At 64.0% G+C, this 17081-nt stretch carries 16 protein-coding genes; 11 read left to right on the top strand and 5 right to left on the bottom strand.

The window, feature by feature from the left end; translation table 11 throughout:
* Window positions 1-1332: a DEAD/DEAH box helicase gene (locus tag LOY53_RS23460; RefSeq protein ID WP_258703343.1), complete on the top strand. Its 1332-nt coding sequence runs from the start codon at window positions 1-3 to the stop codon at window positions 1330-1332.
* A 110-nt stretch (window positions 1333-1442) separates the two neighbouring features.
* Here LOY53_RS23460 and LOY53_RS23455 read toward each other — a convergent pair whose 3' ends face one another.
* The 3 genes from LOY53_RS23455 to LOY53_RS23445 all read right to left on the bottom strand — a co-directional run bounded on the left by LOY53_RS23455 (window position 1443) and on the right by LOY53_RS23445 (window position 4514).
* A complete protein-coding gene (locus LOY53_RS23455) occupies window positions 1443-2687 on the bottom strand; it encodes a TIGR03862 family flavoprotein (protein ID WP_252825928.1) in 1245 nt (414 codons plus the stop codon).
* A gap of 148 nt (window positions 2688-2835) precedes the next feature.
* Window positions 2836-3750 (bottom strand): histone deacetylase, encoded by a 915-nt coding sequence (locus tag LOY53_RS23450; protein WP_258703342.1) that lies wholly within the window; start codon window positions 3748-3750, stop codon window positions 2836-2838.
* Window positions 3751-3827: 77 nt separating this feature from the next.
* Complete coding sequence (locus LOY53_RS23445; protein ID WP_099455373.1) at window positions 3828-4514, bottom strand: histidine phosphatase family protein; 687 nt, start codon at window positions 4512-4514, stop codon at window positions 3828-3830.
* Here LOY53_RS23445 and LOY53_RS23440 point away from each other — a divergent pair.
* The 5 genes from LOY53_RS23440 (at window position 4513) to LOY53_RS23420 (ending at window position 7939) form a co-directional block, all read left to right on the top strand.
* Window positions 4513-4698 carry a hypothetical protein gene (locus LOY53_RS23440; RefSeq protein ID WP_252825925.1) on the top strand — a complete coding sequence of 62 codons (186 nt, stop codon included), beginning with the start codon at window positions 4513-4515 and terminating at the stop codon, window positions 4696-4698. The genes LOY53_RS23445 and LOY53_RS23440 overlap by 2 nt on opposite strands.
* Window positions 4695-5264 (top strand): GNAT family N-acetyltransferase, encoded by a 570-nt coding sequence (locus tag LOY53_RS23435; protein WP_252825923.1) that lies wholly within the window; start codon window positions 4695-4697, stop codon window positions 5262-5264. The genes LOY53_RS23440 and LOY53_RS23435 overlap by 4 nt, the downstream gene beginning before the upstream one ends.
* Window positions 5265-5359: 95 nt before the next feature.
* Window positions 5360-6229, top strand: a complete 870-nt coding sequence (gene tesB, locus LOY53_RS23430) for an acyl-CoA thioesterase II (protein WP_033701677.1) — start codon at window positions 5360-5362, stop codon at window positions 6227-6229.
* Window positions 6226-6816, top strand: a complete 591-nt coding sequence (locus LOY53_RS23425; RefSeq protein WP_027595073.1) for an HAD family hydrolase — start codon at window positions 6226-6228, stop codon at window positions 6814-6816. Before tesB ends, LOY53_RS23425 begins: the two co-directional genes overlap by 4 nt.
* A gap of 112 nt (window positions 6817-6928) precedes the next feature.
* A complete protein-coding gene (locus LOY53_RS23420) occupies window positions 6929-7939 on the top strand; it encodes an NAD(P)-dependent alcohol dehydrogenase (RefSeq protein ID WP_085272362.1) in 1011 nt (336 codons plus the stop codon).
* Window positions 7940-8074: 135 nt separating this feature from the next.
* Here LOY53_RS23420 and LOY53_RS23415 read toward each other — a convergent pair whose 3' ends face one another.
* Window positions 8075-8776 carry a FadR/GntR family transcriptional regulator gene (locus tag LOY53_RS23415; protein WP_252825921.1) on the bottom strand — a complete coding sequence of 234 codons (702 nt, stop codon included), beginning with the start codon at window positions 8774-8776 and terminating at the stop codon, window positions 8075-8077.
* Window positions 8777-9031: 255 nt separating this feature from the next.
* Here LOY53_RS23415 and LOY53_RS23410 point away from each other — a divergent pair, with 255 nt between their 5' ends.
* The 3 genes from LOY53_RS23410 (at window position 9032) to gabP (ending at window position 13655) form a co-directional block, all read left to right on the top strand.
* On the top strand, window positions 9032-10384 hold the full coding sequence (locus LOY53_RS23410) for an MFS transporter (protein ID WP_252825919.1): 1353 nt from the start codon (window positions 9032-9034) through the stop codon (window positions 10382-10384).
* Between the two features lie 18 nt (window positions 10385-10402).
* A complete protein-coding gene (gene gudD / locus LOY53_RS23405; protein WP_258703341.1) occupies window positions 10403-11758 on the top strand; it encodes a glucarate dehydratase in 1356 nt (451 codons plus the stop codon).
* A 496-nt stretch (window positions 11759-12254) separates the two neighbouring features.
* Complete coding sequence (gene gabP / locus LOY53_RS23400) at window positions 12255-13655, top strand: GABA permease (protein ID WP_027595068.1); 1401 nt, start codon at window positions 12255-12257, stop codon at window positions 13653-13655.
* Between the two features lie 36 nt (window positions 13656-13691).
* Here gabP and LOY53_RS23395 read toward each other — a convergent pair whose 3' ends face one another.
* On the bottom strand, window positions 13692-14564 hold the full coding sequence (locus LOY53_RS23395; protein ID WP_252825917.1) for a LysR family transcriptional regulator: 873 nt from the start codon (window positions 14562-14564) through the stop codon (window positions 13692-13694).
* A gap of 285 nt (window positions 14565-14849) precedes the next feature.
* Here LOY53_RS23395 and LOY53_RS23390 point away from each other — a divergent pair, with 285 nt between their 5' ends.
* Complete coding sequence (locus LOY53_RS23390; protein ID WP_258703340.1) at window positions 14850-16391, top strand: MFS transporter; 1542 nt, start codon at window positions 14850-14852, stop codon at window positions 16389-16391.
* A 107-nt stretch (window positions 16392-16498) separates the two neighbouring features.
* Window positions 16499-16966 carry a hypothetical protein gene (locus LOY53_RS23385; protein WP_099430509.1) on the top strand — a complete coding sequence of 156 codons (468 nt, stop codon included), beginning with the start codon at window positions 16499-16501 and terminating at the stop codon, window positions 16964-16966.
* Window positions 16967-17081: the final 115 nt, after the last annotated feature.

Here is a 17081-nt window from a genome sequence, read left to right as displayed (position 1 = left end):
ATGAATTTCGCCAAACTCGGCCTGATCGAACCCTTGCTGCGTACCCTGCAGCAGCTGGACTACACCACCCCGACCCCGGTCCAGGCCCAGGCCATCCCCGCCGTGCTGGCCGGCCGCGACCTGATGGCTGCGGCCCAGACCGGTACCGGCAAGACCGCAGGCTTCGCCCTGCCGGTGCTGCAGCGCCTGGCGCTGGAAGGTGAGAAGGTTGCCAGCAACTCGATCCGCGCGCTGGTGCTGGTACCGACCCGCGAGCTGGCCGAGCAGGTGCACAACAATGTGCGCGAGTATGCCGAGAACCTGCCGCTGAGCACCTATGCGGTGTACGGCGGGGTGAGCATTAACCCGCAGATGATGCGCCTGCGCCGTGGCGTCGACCTGCTGGTGGCCACCCCGGGCCGCTTGCTCGACCTGTTCCGGCAGAACGCGGTGAAGTTCAACCAGGTGCAAACCCTGGTGCTCGACGAAGCCGACCGCATGCTCGACCTGGGTTTTGCCGAAGAGCTGCAGTCGGTGTACGCCGCGCTGCCACGCAAGCGCCAGACCTTGCTGTTTTCCGCGACCTTCTCGGACCAGATCCGGGTCCTCGCCGGCCTGGCCCTGAACGACCCGCTGAGCATTGAAGTCAGCCCACGCAATGCCGCCGCCAACACGGTCAAACAGTGGTTGGTGCCTGTGGACAAAAAGCGCAAGGCCGACCTGTTCTGCCATTTGCTGCGCAAGCAGCGCTGGAGCCAGGTGCTGGTGTTTGCCAAGACCCGCAACGGTGTCGACCAGTTGGTGGAGCGCTTGTTGAGCGAGGGTATCAACGCCGACGGCATCCATGGCGATCGCCCGCAGGCCACGCGCCAACGTGCGCTGGATACCTTCAAGGCCCGTGAGATCCAGGTGTTGGTGGCGACTGATGTTGCCGCACGCGGGCTGGATATCGACGACCTGCCGCTGGTGGTCAACCTCGACCTACCGATCGTCGCCGAAGACTATGTGCACCGCATTGGCCGTACTGGCCGCGCCGGCAACAAAGGGGAGGCGATTTCGCTGGTGTGTGCCGACGAAGTGCAGATGCTGGCATCGATCGAGACATTGATCCGCCAGACCTTGCCGCGGCATGAAGAGCCGGACTTTATCCCAGAGCACCGCGTGCCGATAACCGATGCCAGTGGCCAGGTGATCAAGAAGCCGAAGAAGCCTAAAAAGCCGAAAGAGAACAGCGCGAAGCGTGGTTTGGGGCGCTGGATGGACAGTGCCGAGGCGGCGAGCCCGGCGCCGTCAGTGAAAGCGGTGCGTAAGGTGCCGAGCTTCAATGGTGGGCCGCGTAAGCGTAAGCCTTGAAGGCCTACTAGCCCCATCGCCGGCAAGCCGGCTCCCACAGGTACAGCAAACGCCGCTCCTGTAGGAGCTGGCTTGCCGGCGATGGGCTGCGCAGCAGCCCCGGCGATCTATCAGGCCGCCCCCGCCGTCACCCATTGCGCCGCCGCCCGCCCGGCGCGCAGCCCGCTGGCAAAACACGCCGTCAGTAAATACCCCCCGGTCGGCGCCTCCCAGTCCAGCATCTCGCCGGCACAAAATACCCCCGGCAATGCCTTGACCATCAACCCCTCGCTCAGCCCCTCGAAACGCACGCCGCCAGCACTGCTGATGGCCTCATCCAGCGGCCGGGTACGCACCAAGGTGATCGGCAACGCCTTGATGGCCCGTGCCAGCGCCTGTGGATCGGCGAACGTGGCCTGATCGGTCAGCTCCCGTAACAACGCCGCCTTGACCCCATCGATGCCCAACTGGCTGTGCAGGTGCTTGGCCATGGAGCGCGAGCCGCGTGGCTTGGCCAATGCCCGTGCGATGTTATCCACAGCCTTGTCCGGCAGCAGGTCGAGCAGCAGCACACCTCGGCCCTCCCGCGTGATGGCCTCACGCACCGGCGCCGACCAGGCATACACCAGGCTGCCTTCGACACCTTGCGCAGTGAGGATGAACTCACCTTTGCGCGGCAGGCTGCCGGGCACGCTCAGGGCAATATTCTTCAGCGGTGCGCCGGCAAACTTGTCTTTGAGCAAGGTGCTCCAGGCTTCGACTTCAAACCCACAGTTGCTCGGCTGCAAGGGCGAGATATCCACAGCCCGCTCAGCCAGCAGCGGCTGCCACGCACCGTCCGAACCCAGGCGCGCCCAGCTACCCCCACCCAGCGCCAGCACCACAGCGGCCGCGTGCACCTGGCGTTCACCCTGTGGATAAGCGATCCGCAGGCTGCCATCGTCATGCCAGCCCAGCCAGCGATGACGGGTGTGGATAACTACACCGCTGTCGCGCAGGCGCTTGAGCCAGGCGCGCAGCAAGGGCGCGGCCTTCATGTCGCGCGGGAAGACCCGGCCCGAGGTACCAACGAAGGTTTCGATGCCCAGGCCGTGAATCCACTGGCGCAGCGCGTCGGCATCGAAGCCGCGCAGCAGGCCGTCAATCTCGCCCTGGCGTTCGGCGTAGCGTGCGACAAAGGCCGGGTAGGGCTCGGAATGGGTGATGTTCATGCCGCCGACACCAGCCAGCAGGAACTTGCGGCCGACCGAGGGCATGGCATCGAACACCTCGACCGCCAAGCCCGCCTGGGCCAGCGCTTCGGCGGCCATCAGGCCGGCAGGGCCGCCACCGATGACGGCGACAAGGGGAGGGGTGCAGTGGTGTAGATCGGGCATGGGGGCGGCAGGCTGTGGAAAAGAGCGCGCATTCTAGCGCAGGCCGGTAGGCGGAAGCACTGATCAAAAAATGATCAATACTCTACAAGTGGCGTAGCTAAAGGGCTGCAGCCGCTTTCCAGCAGCTTATCCACAGGCGGTTCCACAGTCATTGTGAACAACCTATGACCCGCGCCGCGCTGTGGTGCAGGATGCCGTGGCGCCGTGCCAGGGCCACGCGGTCCTTGCTGTAGCCGCCACCGATCACGCCCACCACCGGGATGTCGCGGCCCAGGCACTGGCGCATCACCAATTCGTCGCGTGCCGCCAGGCCCTCATCGGTCAGCTGCAGGTAGCCCAGGGCATCGTCCTTGTGCACATCGACGCCGGCGTCGTACAGCACCAGGTCTGGCTGGTAGAGCGGCAACAGGTAGTTGAGGGCGTCATCGACCACCTTGAGGTAGGCCGCGTCGCCCATGCCACGGGGCAGGGGGATGTCCCAGTCGCTCTGGGCCTTGCGGGCCGGGAAGTTCTGTTCACAGTGCAGGGACACGGTAATTGCGTCGGGGATGTCGTGCAGAATTCGCGCGGTGCCGTCGCCCTGGTGCACGTCGCAGTCGAAGATCAGCACCCGGTGCACCCGCCCGGCTTCCAGCAGGTAGCGGCTGATCACGGCCAGGTCGTTGAAGATGCAAAAGCCTGCTGGGTGGTCGTAATGGGCGTGGTGGGTGCCGCCGGCCAAGTGGCAGGCGATGCCATGCTGCAGGGCCAGCTCGGCGCTCAGCAGCGAACCGCCCACGGCGCGCACGGTGCGCCGGGCCAGCGCATCGCTCCAGGGCAGGCCGAGGCGACGCTGGTCCTCGCGGGACAGGTCGCCGCTCATGTAGCGTTCGATGTAGCTTCGGTCGTGGGCCAGGGCAAGGATGTCGTTGGGGCAGATTTGCGGGCGCAACAGGTCCTGGTCACGGGTCAGGCCGCTGTCGACCAGGTGGTCGCGCAGCAAGCGAAACTTGTCCATCGGGAAGCGGTGCTCGGCGGGGAATTCCGGGCTGTAGTCATCGTGGTAGATCAGCGGCAACGGCATGGTCGGTTCGCAATCGGGGCCAGTGCTGATCTTGCCAGTTGTGGGGCGCCGTGCAACCGGCTTGTGATATTAGCGTGTCATTTGCCGGTGCTGGCCAGTACTCGCTGCCAATCCGGCTCGTTCAAGCGCCCGAGAATCCGCGCCTTGCCGTTGCCGTCGACCGACACGAACAGCGCACTGGCGTAGCCGCTTTCCCGCTCCCCGCCCACCACCCGCTGCTGGCGCTGGAAGTGGTCGATGCAACCGTTGTGGGTCACCAACACCAGGTTGTGCCCAGGGCGCTTGCGCGCCAGGGCTTCTTCGGCGAACTGGTTGTCGCAGCTCTCCAGCCAGGCAGCGCTCGGCACGGCCTGGCCTAGAATGAAGTGCGCGGTCTGGCGAGTCCGCACTTTAGGGCTGCTCAGCACATCGGCATTGCTTAAGCCCAGCGTGTGCAAACCCTGGCCGACGCGGGTGGCCGCCTGGGTACCGGCCACGGTGATGCCGGTGGGGTCATCCAGGCACGGCCCGGGTGCGCTGTCGCAGCGTTCGGCATGGCGGATCATCACGATCACTGCGCCTTCGGCCCAATCCTGCAGCAGGCCGCTGTCACTCAACTGTTGCTCGTTGCCAAGGTCCACGATGTGCGTCCTCGTCGCCAGCCAGGTGGTCAACGCCGCCACGACCATGCACAGGCCCAGAGCGGCACCGAGGGCCTTGCGTGACAAACGTCGCTTACGTCGGGCGTGGATGGCAGGGTGGCCTAGGGTATTGCTCGATAGCATGCGTGACTCCGATGGCATGGCCGCGCCGGGTGTGGTCGTGGCTGGCGACATTCTGGTGAGCGGCCTGTCGGGTGGTGGTGAAGGCATTGTGAAAAATGCATTCAGGCGCTGCCGCTTGAGTGAAACGGTCGCCCGCGCCTACGCTGTAAACTGCAAGACAGCAAAACCGGAGCACGCCCGATGACCCCGATTCTTCACCTGGAAAGCGCACGGCTGGTGCTGCGCCAATGGCACGACGACGACCTGCGCGAGTTCGCCGCGCTGTGCGCCGACCCGCACGTGATGCAGTATTTTCCGGCGCCCCTGACGCGCCTGGAGGCGGCCGCACTGATCGGGCGTATCCGTGGCCATTTCAATGAGCATGGCTTTGGCCTGTGGGCGCTGGAGCGCAAAGACAGCGGCGCCTTCATCGGCATGACCGGGCTGCTGAACGTCAGCTTCGATGCCGATTTTGCGCCCGCAGTAGAAATCGGCTGGCGCCTGGCGCGTCGCCACTGGGGCTTGGGGTTTGCCAGTGAAGCGGCCTGGACCTGCCTGCGTTGTGCCTTCGCCCAATTGCGCCTGGACGAGGTGGTATCGTTCACTAGCGAGAGCAACTTGCCCTCGCAGAAAGTGATGCAGGCCATCGGCATGCAGCATGACCCGAGCGGCAGTTTCGAACACCCGCGCCTGCCTGCCGGCCACCCGTTGCGCCCTCATGTGCTGTACCGCATCGACCGCGCACACTGGGAGCAGACCCTGCGCGGCTGAATGGATGGGCATGCGCGGTGCGAATGACAAACCCTGTATCATTCGCCTTCATGAAAGCGCTGTAGAGCCGTGTTGCCTTGCTAGGAGAACCCCCGATGAGTCATGTGTTGGACGACCTGGTCGACCTGTTGAGCCTCGAGTCCATCGAGGAGAACCTGTTCCGTGGACGCAGCCAGGACCTGGGCTTCCGCCAGTTGTACGGCGGGCAAGTGCTGGGCCAGTCATTGTCGGCGGCGAGCCAGACGGTCGAAGATGCGCGCCATGTGCATTCGCTGCACGGTTACTTTCTGCGCCCTGGCGATGCCAGTTTGCCGGTGGTCTATTCGGTAGACCGCGTGCGTGACGGCGGCAGCTTCAGCACCCGGCGGGTGACGGCGATCCAGAAGGGCCACACCATCTTCACTTGCAGCGCGTCGTTCCAGTACGACGAAGAGGGCTTCGAGCACCAGGCGCAGATGCCCGATGTGGTCGGCCCGGAAAACCTGCCCAGCGAAGTCGAACTGGCCAGTGCCATGGCTGAGCACCTGCCTGAGCGCATCCGCGACAAGGTGCTGTGCGCCAAGCCGATCGAGATCCGCCCGGTGACCGAGCGTGACCCGTTTAACCCCAAGCCCGGCGACCCGGTTAAGTACGCCTGGTTCCGTGCCGACGGCAACCTGCCGGACGTGCCTGCGCTGCACAAGTACCTGCTGGCTTACGCCTCGGACTTCGGCCTGCTGACCACCGCCTTGCTGCCCCATGGCAAATCGGTGTGGCAGCGCGACATGCAGATCGCCAGCCTCGATCATTCGCTGTGGTTCCATGGCAACCTGCGTGCCGACGAGTGGTTACTGTACGCCACCGACAGCCCATGGGCCGGCAATGCCCGTGGCTTCTGCCGTGGCAGCATCTTCAACCAGGCCGGGCAACTGGTGGCGTCGTCGTGCCAGGAAGGCCTGATTCGCCATCGCAAGGATTGGGCATGAGCCTGGGCGAGGTACGTAACTGGGTGTTCGACATGGACGGCACCCTGACCGTGGCGGTGCATGACTTTGCGGCGATTCGCGAAGCGCTGGAGATACCGCCTGAAGACGACATCCTGACCCACCTGGCGGCCTTGCCGGCGGCGCAAGCGGCGGCCAAGCACGCCTGGCTGCTGGAGCATGAACGCGACCTGGCGCTGGCTTCGACGGCCGCGACGGGGGCGGTGGAGTTGGTGCGCGAACTGGCCGGGCGTGGCTGCCGGCTGGCGATCCTGACCCGCAATGCCCGGGAGTTGGCGCATGTCACCCTGGAGGCCATCGGCCTGGCTGACTGCTTCCCGGTGGAACATGTGCTTGGCCGTGATGAGGCCGAACCCAAGCCTAGCCCGGATGGCCTGCTGAAGATTGCAGAGGCGTGGGGTGTGGCGCCGAGCGAGCTGGTCATGGTGGGTGACTATCGCTTTGACCTGGATTGTGGGCGTGCGGCCGGGGCGCGTACCGTATTGGTCAACTTGCCGGATAACCCCTGGCCGCATCTGGTGGATTGGCATGCGGCGGATTGCCGAGCGTTGCGCGCGATGCTTGGCTGATTTTTTGTTGGCCGTGCGGGCCTCTTCGCGGGTAAACCCGCTCCCATACGGGAGGAGGCAGCCTGCAGTGGCTATGCTGAACCGCAGTTTTTCCCTGAATGGAGACCCAGCCATGAGCAGCAAGGCCATCTACGTCCAACCTGGCGGCGGCTACGACAACGTCCAGGTCGGCACCTGCGAGGCGCCTGCGCCACAGGCCGGCGAAATCACTGTGCGTCTGCACGCCAGTTCCCTCAACTACCACGACTTCGCCGTGGTCAGCGGCATGTGGGGGCCGAGCGAGCGGCGTATCCCCATGGCCGACGGTGCCGGCGAAGTCACGGCAGTGGGGCCGGGTGTCAGCGAGTTCCAGGTCGGCGACAACGTCGTCAGCACTTTCTTCCCGGATTGGCTCGACGGCCAGGCCAATGTCGAAGGGTTTGCCCGGGTGCCGGGCGATGGCCTCGACGGCTACGCCCGTGAACAGGTCACTGCCCGCGCCACGGCCTTCACCCTGGCGCCCAAGGGTTACAGCCACGCCGAGGCAGCCACGCTGACCACCGCAGGGCTGACGGCCTGGCGTGCCTTGATGAGCGATGACCACCTCAAGCCCGGCGATACCGTGCTGGTGCAGGGCACGGGCGGGGTGTCGATCTTCGCCTTGCAGTTCGCCAAGCTGGCGGGTGCCACGGTGATTGCGACCTCCTCCAGCGATGCCAAGCTCGAGCGCCTCAAGGCCCTCGGCGCCGACCACCTGATCAACTACAAGAGCACCCCGGCCTGGGGTGAGAAGGTGCGTGAGCTGACCCACAACCGCGGGGTCGACCATGTGATCGAAGTGGGCGGGCCGGCGACCCTGGAGCAGTCGATGATTGCCACGCGCATCGGCGGGCATGTGTCGTTGATCGGCATTCTCACCGGGGTAGCGGGGCAGTTGCCGTTGGTTCAGGCACTGGTGCGGCAAATCCGCCTGCAGGGCGTGCTGGTCGGCAGCCGTGCGCAGCAGCAGGCGATGGTGCGGGCGATCGATGCCAATGGCCTGCGGCCGGTGGTGGACAAGCACTTTGAACTGGAGCAGATCGTCGACGCGTTCCGCTACCAAGAGAGCAACCGGCATTTCGGCAAGATCTGCCTGACCTGGTAATCGCACCCGTGAGTGCGATTGCCTTGTCCGGCCTCATCGCTGGCAAGCCAGCTCCCACAGGTGCGGCGCTAGCCTTGGAGGCTATACGGTTCGGGTGGGAGCGGGCTTGCCCGCGAATGGGCCGCATCGCGGCCCCTAGTCGGGCAGTAATCTGTCGCGGCTGTTGGACAGGTGCAGGCACATCGCCGCCCGTGCCGCATCCGGGTCCTGGCGGCGGATGGCATTGAGTATCGCCTCATGCTCCAAATTGGCCAGGTACGCATGCCTGGCCAGCTTGGCGCCGGCGCGTTCGGCCAGGGCCATGCGGTTGCGGGGGATCAGGCCGCTGCCGAGCTGGGCCATCATTTCGCTGAAATACAGGTTGCCGGTGGCCTCGGCGATCAGCAGGTGAAAGCGCCGGTCGGCCTCGATGCAGCTGTCGCCAGCGGCCGCCAAATCTTGATAGTCGTCCAGCGCCTGGCGCATGCGTGCCACGTGCCCGTCGTCGCGGCGCACTGCGGCGAGGGCGGCGGCCTGGCCTTCCAGGCCGATGCGCAGCTCCAGCAGGTCGCGTACGCTGGCGGCGTTTTCGGCGCCAACGCGCAGCCCTGCCTGGGGCTGGCGCTCTATCACAAAGGTACCGATCCCGTGACGGGGCTCCACCAGCCCTGAGGCCTGCAGCTTGGACAAGGCTTCGCGCACCACGGTGCGGCTGACCCCATGTTCACGCACCAGGGTGTTTTCCGAGGGCAACTTGTCGCCTGGCTTGAAGGTGCCCAGCAAAATCTGCTGCGTCAGGCTGGAGACCAGGTCGTGGGCGCGGCTGTGGCCGCGCACACGGGTGTGTGCTGAGTCCATGGTGTGCTCCGTGGTATCGATAGCTTGTACGACAAGTTAAAACACAAAAATATTTTCCGCTGATTTTTCTGATCGAGAAGACCACCTCGTGCGTGGTTGTTTTTGCACGTTCGCAGCTAATACTCATTTTTACAGCTTGTATTTTGAGCTTTTGTCGACTTTATCGATATTGTCGTACAACTGCGCGGGGCATATGCTCCACCCCACTGTCATGTCAGACAACCCGCATAAAAACAACTAGTGGGAGATCCGCAAGTGAACGACACCCTCGCTCCGTCTGCCGGGAATGATGGCGACGCTCTGGCCAGTGCCGTGGCCAAGGTCAAGCGCCACGTCCTACCGCTGTTCGTCATCATGTTCATCGTCAACTACCTCGACCGCGTCAACATCGGCTTCGTCCGCCCACACCTGGAAAGCGACCTGGGCATCAGTGCCGCTGCCTATGGGTTTGGCGCCGGGCTGTTCTTCATCGGCTACGCACTGTTCGAAGTGCCCTCGAACATGCTCCTGCAGCGGGTCGGCGCCCGGCTGTGGCTGACCCGCATCATGTTCACCTGGGGGTTGGTAGCCACGGCCATGGCCTTTGTCCAGACCGAAACCCAGTTCTATGTGCTGCGGTTTTTGTTGGGCGTCGCCGAGGCCGGGTTCTTCCCTGGGGTGATCTACTACTTCACCCGTTGGTTGCCCGGCGCCGAGCGCGGCAAGGCGATTGCGATTTTTCTCAGTGGTTCGGCGCTGGCGTCGCTGATCTCCGGCCCGCTGGCCGGGGCCTTGATGCAAATCCAGGGCCTTGGCCTGCATGGCTGGCAGTGGATGCTGTTCATCGAAGGCATGGCCTCGGTAACGCTGTGCTTCTTCGTGTTCTTCTGGCTCGACTCCAAGCCGCAGGATGCCAAGTGGCTGAGCCAGGCCGAGCAGGATGCGCTGGTGCACACCATCGACCGCGAGCAGCGTGAGCGGGAGGCTGTCGGTAGCGTCAAGACCTCGGCCTGGAGCCTGCTCAAAGACCGCCAGATCGTGCTGTTCTGCCTGATCTACTTCTGCATCCAGCTGACCATTTATGCCGCGACCTTCTGGCTGCCGAGCATCATCAAGCGCATGGGCGACCTCAGCGACCTGCAGGTTGGCTTCTTCAACTCGATCCCCTGGCTGATCTCGATCCTGGCGATGTACGCCTTCGCGTCCGGCTCGGTACGCTGGAAGTTCCAGCAGGCCTGGGTAGCCGCCGCGCTGGTGGTCGCCGCCATCGGCATGTTCATGTCCACCACCGGTGGGCCGGTGTTCGCCTTTGTCGCCATCTGTTTTGCCGCCATCGGTTTCAAGTCGGCCTCGTCGCTGTTCTGGCCGATCCCTCAGGGCTACCTGGACGCCCGCATCGCGGCGGCAGTGATTGCCCTGATCAACTCGGTCGGCAACCTCGGCGGTTTCGTGGCCCCCACCACCTTCGGCCTGCTCGAGCAGCAGACCGGCTCGATCCAGGGCGGCTTGTATGGCCTGGCGGTGACGTCGGTGCTGGCAGCCATCGCCGTGTTCTTCGTACGCACTCGCCCCAAGGGCGCTCCTTCCGATGAGCTCAAGGCGCCTTCGGCCCTGGGCCAGACCCACTGATGACTGCGAGATAAAACCATGAACATGCAGACGACTCCCGCCGTTCACACCACCACCCCCTTGGTCACCGATTTGCGCGTGATCCCGGTGGCTGGCCACGACAGCATGCTGCTCAACCTCAGTGGCGCCCATGGCCCGTACTTCACCCGCAACGTGGTAGTGCTGCGCGACAGCGCTGGCAACACTGGCCTGGGCGAGGTGCCGGGTGGCGAGAAAATTCGCCAGACCTTGGAAGATGCCCGCAGCTTGGTCGTAGGCCAGCCCATCGGCCATTACCAGCGCGTGCTCAACGCCATGCGCCAGGCCTTCGCCAACCGCGATGCCGGCGGCCGCGGCCTGCAGACTTTCGACCTGCGCATCACCGTGCACGCAGTGACAGCCATCGAATCTGCATTGCTCGACCTGCTTGGCCAGCACCTGAACGTGCCCATGGCCGCACTGCTCGGCGAAGGACAGCAGCGCGAGGCGGTGAAGATGCTCGGTTACCTGTTCTACATCGGCGACCGCCAGCAGACCGACCTGGCCTACCGCAGCGAAGCGGAGGCGGACGATGACTGGTTCCGCCTGCGCCACGAGAAGGCCCTGACCCCGGACGCGGTCGTGTGCCTGGCCGAAGCCGCCAGGCAGCGCTATGGCTTCAGTGACTTCAAGCTCAAGGGTGGCGTACTGCGCGGTGAGGAAGAGATGGAGGCAGTGACCGCTTTGGCCGAACGCTTCCCCGATGCGCGCATCACCCTCGACCCGAACGGCGCCTGGTCGCTTAAAGAGGCCATCGCCCTGTGCCGTGACAAGCACGACGTACTGGCCTATGCCGAAGACCCCTGCGGCGCCGAAAACGGCTACTCGGGCCGCGAGGTGATGGCCGAGTTCCGTCGTGCCACGGGGCTGCCTACTGCCACCAACATGATCGCCACCGACTGGCGGCAGATGGGCCATGCGATCCAGCTGCAATCGGTGGACATCCCGCTGGCCGACCCGCACTTCTGGACCTTGCAGGGCTCGGTTCGCGTGGCGCAGATGTGCAATGACTGGGGGCTGACCTGGGGCTCGCATTCCAACAACCACTTCGACATCTCCCTGGCCATGTTCACCCAGGTGGCTGCCGCCGCGCCGGGTGAAATCACCGCCATCGACACCCACTGGATCTGGCAGGACGGCCAGCGCCTGACGCGTGAGCCGCTGCGTATCGTCGACGGCCATGTGCGCGTGCCGGCGCGGCCTGGGTTGGGTGTGGAGATCGATGAAGACCAGCTGGCCAAGGCGCACGAGTGCTACCGCAACATGGGCCTCGGGGCGCGGGATGACAGCGTGGCGATGCAGTTTCTGATACCGGGCTGGCAGTTCGACAACAAGCGCCCTTGCCTGGTGCGCTGAGCCCTTTCTAGCGCGCTGCCCAAGCGCCCAACACACCCTCTCTGTAGGAGCAGCCTTGTGCTGCGAAGAGGCCGGTGAGCACACAGTGAATCTTTGCTGTGTTTACCGGCCTCTTCGCAGCACAAGGCTGCTCCTACAGTGCAAGAATCCGAGCCCTGACGATGCAGCTAGCGTTGCAGGGCGATGCACACCCAAATGAAAAACGATAGCTTCAGACGGCCCGATGGCGCGTTTGGACATGCCAATCGCGACATCTGGCGGGAATGGAAAAGCGTTGTCGTGATCGCACACCTGCGGGACGTTCTCGTGTAATTTTCCTACGCCTTACGGGGCTTAAATGGACCTCGAATTCTGCTGGTGCGTTGCTCTGAATGCGTGCAAAAGGCCAACAACAGCGCGTGAGTGATGTGTCATTCCGATGGACTCTCTAGGAGATAATGTTCGCCTACGCCTGCCCCCCGTCCTTCCTTGTGTCAGCAAAAAGAGAACAAGATCAATGAACACCGTGGGATCTGATGGCAACCTTGCACAAGGTTTCAAGCCACGTCATGTAACGATGTTGTCCATCGCGGGCATTATCGGTGCAGGACTATTCGTAGGCTCCGGGCACGCGATTGCCGCGGCCGGGCCAGCCACCCTAATTTCTTACTTCGTGGCCGGCACCCTGGTGGTGCTGGTCATGCGCATGCTCGGCGAAATGGCCGTCGCGCACCCTGATACCGGGTCCTTCTCCACCTACGCCGACCAGGCCATTGGCCGCTGGGCTGGCTACACCATTGGCTGGTTGTACTGGTGGTTCTGGGTGTTGGTCATCCCCATCGAGGCACTGGCGGCGGGGCATGTACTGAACGCCTGGTTCCCGCAGGTGGACAGCTGGATCTTCGCACTGGCCTCGGTGCTGCTGTTGGCAGGTACCAACCTGTTCAGCGTGGCCAAGTACGGTGAGTTCGAGTTCTGGTTCGCGATTCTCAAGGTCACCGCCATCCTCGGCTTCATCGGCCTGGGCTTCGCGGCCTTGATGGGTTGGCTGCCAAACCGAGAAGTCAGCGGTTTGAGCACGTTGGTCGCTGAGCACGGCGGTTTCGCGCCCAAGGGCTGGTCTGCCGTCATCGGTGCCTTCATCACCGTGATGTTCAGCTTCATCGGTACCGAGGCCGTGACCATCGCCGCCTCCGAATCCAGCGACCCGTCACGCAACATCGCCAAGGCTACGCGCTCGGTGATCTGGCGGATCAGCACCTTCTACATCCTGTCGATCTTCGTGATCATCTCGGTGGTGCCGTGGAACGATCCGCAATTGGCGGTGGTGGGCTCCTACCAGCGTGCGCTGGAGATCATGAACATCCCCAACGCAGCCTTCATGGTCGACCTGGTGGTGCTGGTGGCTGTTACCAGCTGCATGAACTCGTCGATCTACATTGCCTCGCGGATGATGTATTCGCTGGCCAAGCGCGGTGACGCACCGGCCTTCCTGAACAAGACCTCCAAGGTCGGCGTGCCGCGCTCGGCGGTATTTGGCAGCACCCTGATTGGCGCGGCCATCGCCATCCTCAACTACTTCGCGCCCAAAGGCGTGTTCGAGTTCCTGCTGGCCAGCTCTGGCGCCATCGCCTTGCTGGTGTACATGGTCATCGCCATCTCCCAGCTGCGCATGCGACGCCGCCTGGAGCGCGAGAACGCCGAACTGAAGTTCCGTATGTGGCTGTTCCCATGGCTGACCTGGGCGGTGATCATCTTCATCGCCGCGGCGCTGGCGGTGATGATGTATACACCTGAGCACCGGGTGGAAGTGAGCTCGACACTGGGCCTGGCGATTGTGATTTCCTTCCTGGGGATAGTCACATCGCGTGGGCATACGCAGGCAGTGGCGGCGCGGTCGGTGAGGGGATCGGCTTAATCGTCCAAGCCAAAAGTCTCACCCCTGGTGAGACTTTTACTGCGCAGGGCAGCGCATCATCTCGATGTACCTGATCACCGCAGGGGCCTTTTCGAAACGCCGATGAATCAGGCTCAGCCATGAGCTGGCCTGGCAATCGGCAATGCGCCGGTAATTCACCTGCGCCAGGCTGATGCGCTGCACGACCGACTCCGGCACCACGGCAATGCCCTGGCCCAACGAAACCAACGTGATGACCGCGACCAGGCTCCCAGGTTGCGGGCCGAGCCGTGGCACGAAACCACCTTGTGCCGAGACCTCGAGCGTGCCGGAAATCTGCTCGGGGAGGATGAAGGTCTCATTGGCCAGGCGGGATGCAGGGATCTGTGGCAACTCATTGATCCGCGAGTTGGCAGGCAGGGCGAGAACGAAACCTTCCTGGTGCAGGGCGATGGCTTCCAGTTCTTCCGGCAGCTCCATTGGCGAGCGCACGTAGGCGAGGTCGAGCAGGCCATCGCGCACCTGTCCAGGCAACTCCACCATGGGCAGCTCGCGGATGTTCAGGCGTACGTCCGGGTGGCTTTCGCTGAAGCCGGTCACCTGCCGCTGCAGCATGCCCGAATACGCGGCAGAGGCCACATAGCCCATTTCGATACGCCCGCTTTCGCCGCGCCCTGCACGCTGCGCGCCCAGTTGCGCGGCATCGAATTGGCGTACGGCCTGTTCGGCTTCGATCAGCAACGCCTGGCCTGCAGCGGTGAGGTTCACCTCGCGTTGGCTGCGCTCGAACAGGCGCACGCCCAGCTCGCGTTCCATGTCCTGGATCTGCCGGCTGAGGGTAGGCGGAGCGATGCCCAACTGTTCTGCGGCACGGGTGAAATGGCCGTGCTGGGCGACGCAGAGGAAGTAGCGGAAATGGCGGATTTCCATGCGGTGTTACCTGCAAGCTAATGACGCGGGCCACTGCGGCTAACAAGCCGTGGGGCTGATGGCGTTAGGGTGAAGACAACACTACAAGGCTGGTGCCATGGCGGCAAAGGTATCGGTGCTGTGAGTGATATTGCCGGGGCCGCTGCGCGCCCCTTCGCAGCACAAGGCTGCTCCTACAGGTGCAGCGCAGCACCCAAGGCATGCGCTGCACCTGTAGGAGCAGCCTTGTGCTGCGAAGGGGCGCGCAGCGGCCCCAAAGACCCAGCCAGCCTTCGGAGCCTTGCCATGCCCACGCCTGCTTCCCCGCGCTTCACCCTGCTCACCGCCTCACTGGTCTGCGCCCTGATCATCCTCGACACCAACATCGTCGCCGTCAGCCTGCCCAGCATCGCCCGCGATTTGTCCGGCGCGTTCGCCGATATCGAATGGGTGGTCAGCGCCTACCTGCTGGCCTTCGCCGCCTGCCTGCTGCCAGCCGGCAGCCTGGCCGACCGCTTTGGCCGACGCCGCCTGCTGCTGATCGGCCTGGCCGTGTTCGGCATCGCCTCGCTGGCCTGCGGCGCAGCCCCCAGCTTAATGTTCCTCAACCTGGCCAGAGCGGCCAAGGGCATCGGCGCTGCCATGCTGCTGACCTCAGCACTCGCCGCCATCGGCCACCGCTTCCACGAACCCCAGGAACGCCTGCGCGCCTGGGCCTTCTGGGGTGCCTGCATGGGCGCTACCATCACCTTCGCGCCGCTGCTCGGCGGGGTGATCGCCAGCACGCTGGGCTGGCGCTGGATCTTCTACATCAACCTGCCATTGGTCGCGGTGCTGGCCGTGATGGTACTGCGCAGCGTCGAGCCGTCCCGCGACAGCGCCGCAGCACGCCTCGACCCTTGGGGTAGCCTGACCTTCGCAGGCAGCCTGGGCTACCTGATCTGGGCAATGATCGACGCCAACCAAGTCGGTTGGGGCAGCGCCCAGACCCTGGCGCGGCTGCTGATCAGCGCATTCCTGTTCGGCCTGTTCATCATGGTCGAACGCAGCCAGGCAAGGCCGATGATCGACCTGCGGCTGATGCGCAGCGGGCGTTTCGTGGGTGCCCTGTTGGGCATGTTTGGCTATGCGGCCTGCGCCCAGGTGATGATGACCCTGCTGCCGCTCTACCTGCAAAACGGCCTGCAGCTTTCGGCCCTGGCGGCAGGGGCGGGGATGCTGCCGTTCGCCGTGGCCATGCTGCTGACACCCCGCCTGGGCATGCGCCTGGCGGCTCACTTGAGCCCGGCCCAGGTGTTCGCCCTCGGCCTGTTGCTGGTGGGCGCGGGCAACCTGCTGTGTGCCTGGGCCGCTGGCTACGGCGGTTACAGCGCTTTTGCCCTGGCCAGCGTGGTGCTGGGCGCGGGGGCAGGGCTGCTCAATGGCGATACGCAGAAAAACATCATGGCCTGCGTGCCCCGTGAGCGTACCGGCATGGCCTCAGGGCTGAGCACCACCACGCGCTTCGGCGCGATCGTGTTGGCCATCGGAGTGCTCGGCGGCGTGCTGGCGGCCCGCAGTGGCCAACTGCTGCACGACGCCATGGCCGCCGTGGCGCCCGCGCATTTGGACGAGGTTGCCACGATGGCCACGCGCGTTGCTGCGGGCGACCTGCAGGCGGCTTTAGCCGTGCTGGACCCTGGCCTGCGTGAGGCAGTCGCGCCTTTGGCCCGCCAGGCCTTCATCGGAGGGTTTGAAGCCGTGTTGCAAGTGGCAGGCGTGGCGGCGCTGCTGTTCGCGGTGCTGGTCGGCGTGTTACTGAGCCGACCCCTGCCGGCCCTGCAGGATGCACGTTTAATCGAAGGCTAGTGATGAGGTCGCGGGCGCAATGCGATTGTTTCTTCTTGACGCGCAACTAATTCAATTGGCAAATGTCATTGACTGCGCGCCAATTCAGGCTGAAGAAGGAGCTTCACATGCACAATGACGACGTACCTGCCCCAACCATCGAACTGCCTCCCGGCGTGTTCCCTCCGATGCCCGGTTATACGAATGCAGACCTGCTGTTTGTCATGAACCAGCCCATCGAAGCGCTGCTTGAACAACACAATGTCGACCCTGGCTTGATTCGCGAAACCAGCATAGCCCTGGTCAGCCATGTGTATGCGGTGTTTGAACGAGAAGATGTCGACTACCAAATCGCCACCTGGTATCAGAAGCCCTATGACGAGCCCTCCAAGCGTGCGCGCAGCGTCGAAATCATCTCGGAACAGTTCGGGGTATTTGCAATAAAGGCTGCCGCCGAATCCTTGAAAGGCTCGCCATTGCTGCATCTGGGTAAGGACTTTTATATGACGTTCGTCAGCCTGGCGGGTACTTCCATCAAAGCGCACATTCTGAAGTTGAATGACCGCGACGACGGGGCACATTCAACGCAGGAATAGGGCGCACGGTAAGCCTGGACGGCGGTGTGGGAGGCTCAATAGCGCGCGTGTGACGTGTTCTGCGCAGAAACCTGAAAATAAATGAGGTGTTTTCTCATTCTCGTTCGGCCTGTAG

Source organism: Pseudomonas sp. B21-031 (assembly GCF_024748985.1).
Lineage (GTDB): Bacteria > Pseudomonadota > Gammaproteobacteria > Pseudomonadales > Pseudomonadaceae > Aquipseudomonas > Aquipseudomonas kermanshahensis.
The sequence above is the reverse complement of the archived record's forward strand: the minus strand, read 5'-3'. Positions and strand labels throughout refer to the sequence as shown.

Bases quoted from the DNA above. Each gene is read 5' to 3' on its own strand.
- LOY53_RS23460 (WP_258703343.1), top strand. From the start codon at position 1: ATGAATTTCGCCAAACTCGGCCTGATCGAACCCTTGCTGCGTACCCTG.
- LOY53_RS23455 (WP_252825928.1), bottom strand. From the start codon at position 2,687: ATGCCCGATCTACACCACTGCACCCCTCCCCTTGTCGCCGTCATCGGT.
- LOY53_RS23450 (WP_258703342.1), bottom strand. From the start codon at position 3,750: ATGCCGTTGCCGCTGATCTACCACGATGACTACAGCCCGGAATTCCCC.
- LOY53_RS23440 (WP_252825925.1), top strand. From the start codon at position 4,513: ATGCGTGACTCCGATGGCATGGCCGCGCCGGGTGTGGTCGTGGCTGGC.
- LOY53_RS23445 (WP_099455373.1), bottom strand. From the start codon at position 4,514: ATGCTATCGAGCAATACCCTAGGCCACCCTGCCATCCACGCCCGACGT.
- LOY53_RS23435 (WP_252825923.1), top strand. From the start codon at position 4,695: ATGACCCCGATTCTTCACCTGGAAAGCGCACGGCTGGTGCTGCGCCAA.
- tesB (WP_033701677.1), top strand. From the start codon at position 5,360: ATGAGTCATGTGTTGGACGACCTGGTCGACCTGTTGAGCCTCGAGTCC.
- LOY53_RS23425 (WP_027595073.1), top strand. From the start codon at position 6,226: ATGAGCCTGGGCGAGGTACGTAACTGGGTGTTCGACATGGACGGCACC.
- LOY53_RS23420 (WP_085272362.1), top strand. From the start codon at position 6,929: ATGAGCAGCAAGGCCATCTACGTCCAACCTGGCGGCGGCTACGACAAC.
- LOY53_RS23415 (WP_252825921.1), bottom strand. From the start codon at position 8,776: ATGGACTCAGCACACACCCGTGTGCGCGGCCACAGCCGCGCCCACGAC.
- gudD (WP_258703341.1), top strand. From the start codon at position 10,403: ATGAACATGCAGACGACTCCCGCCGTTCACACCACCACCCCCTTGGTC.
- gabP (WP_027595068.1), top strand. From the start codon at position 12,255: ATGAACACCGTGGGATCTGATGGCAACCTTGCACAAGGTTTCAAGCCA.
- LOY53_RS23395 (WP_252825917.1), bottom strand. From the start codon at position 14,564: ATGGAAATCCGCCATTTCCGCTACTTCCTCTGCGTCGCCCAGCACGGC.
- LOY53_RS23390 (WP_258703340.1), top strand. From the start codon at position 14,850: ATGCCCACGCCTGCTTCCCCGCGCTTCACCCTGCTCACCGCCTCACTG.
- LOY53_RS23385 (WP_099430509.1), top strand. From the start codon at position 16,499: ATGCACAATGACGACGTACCTGCCCCAACCATCGAACTGCCTCCCGGC.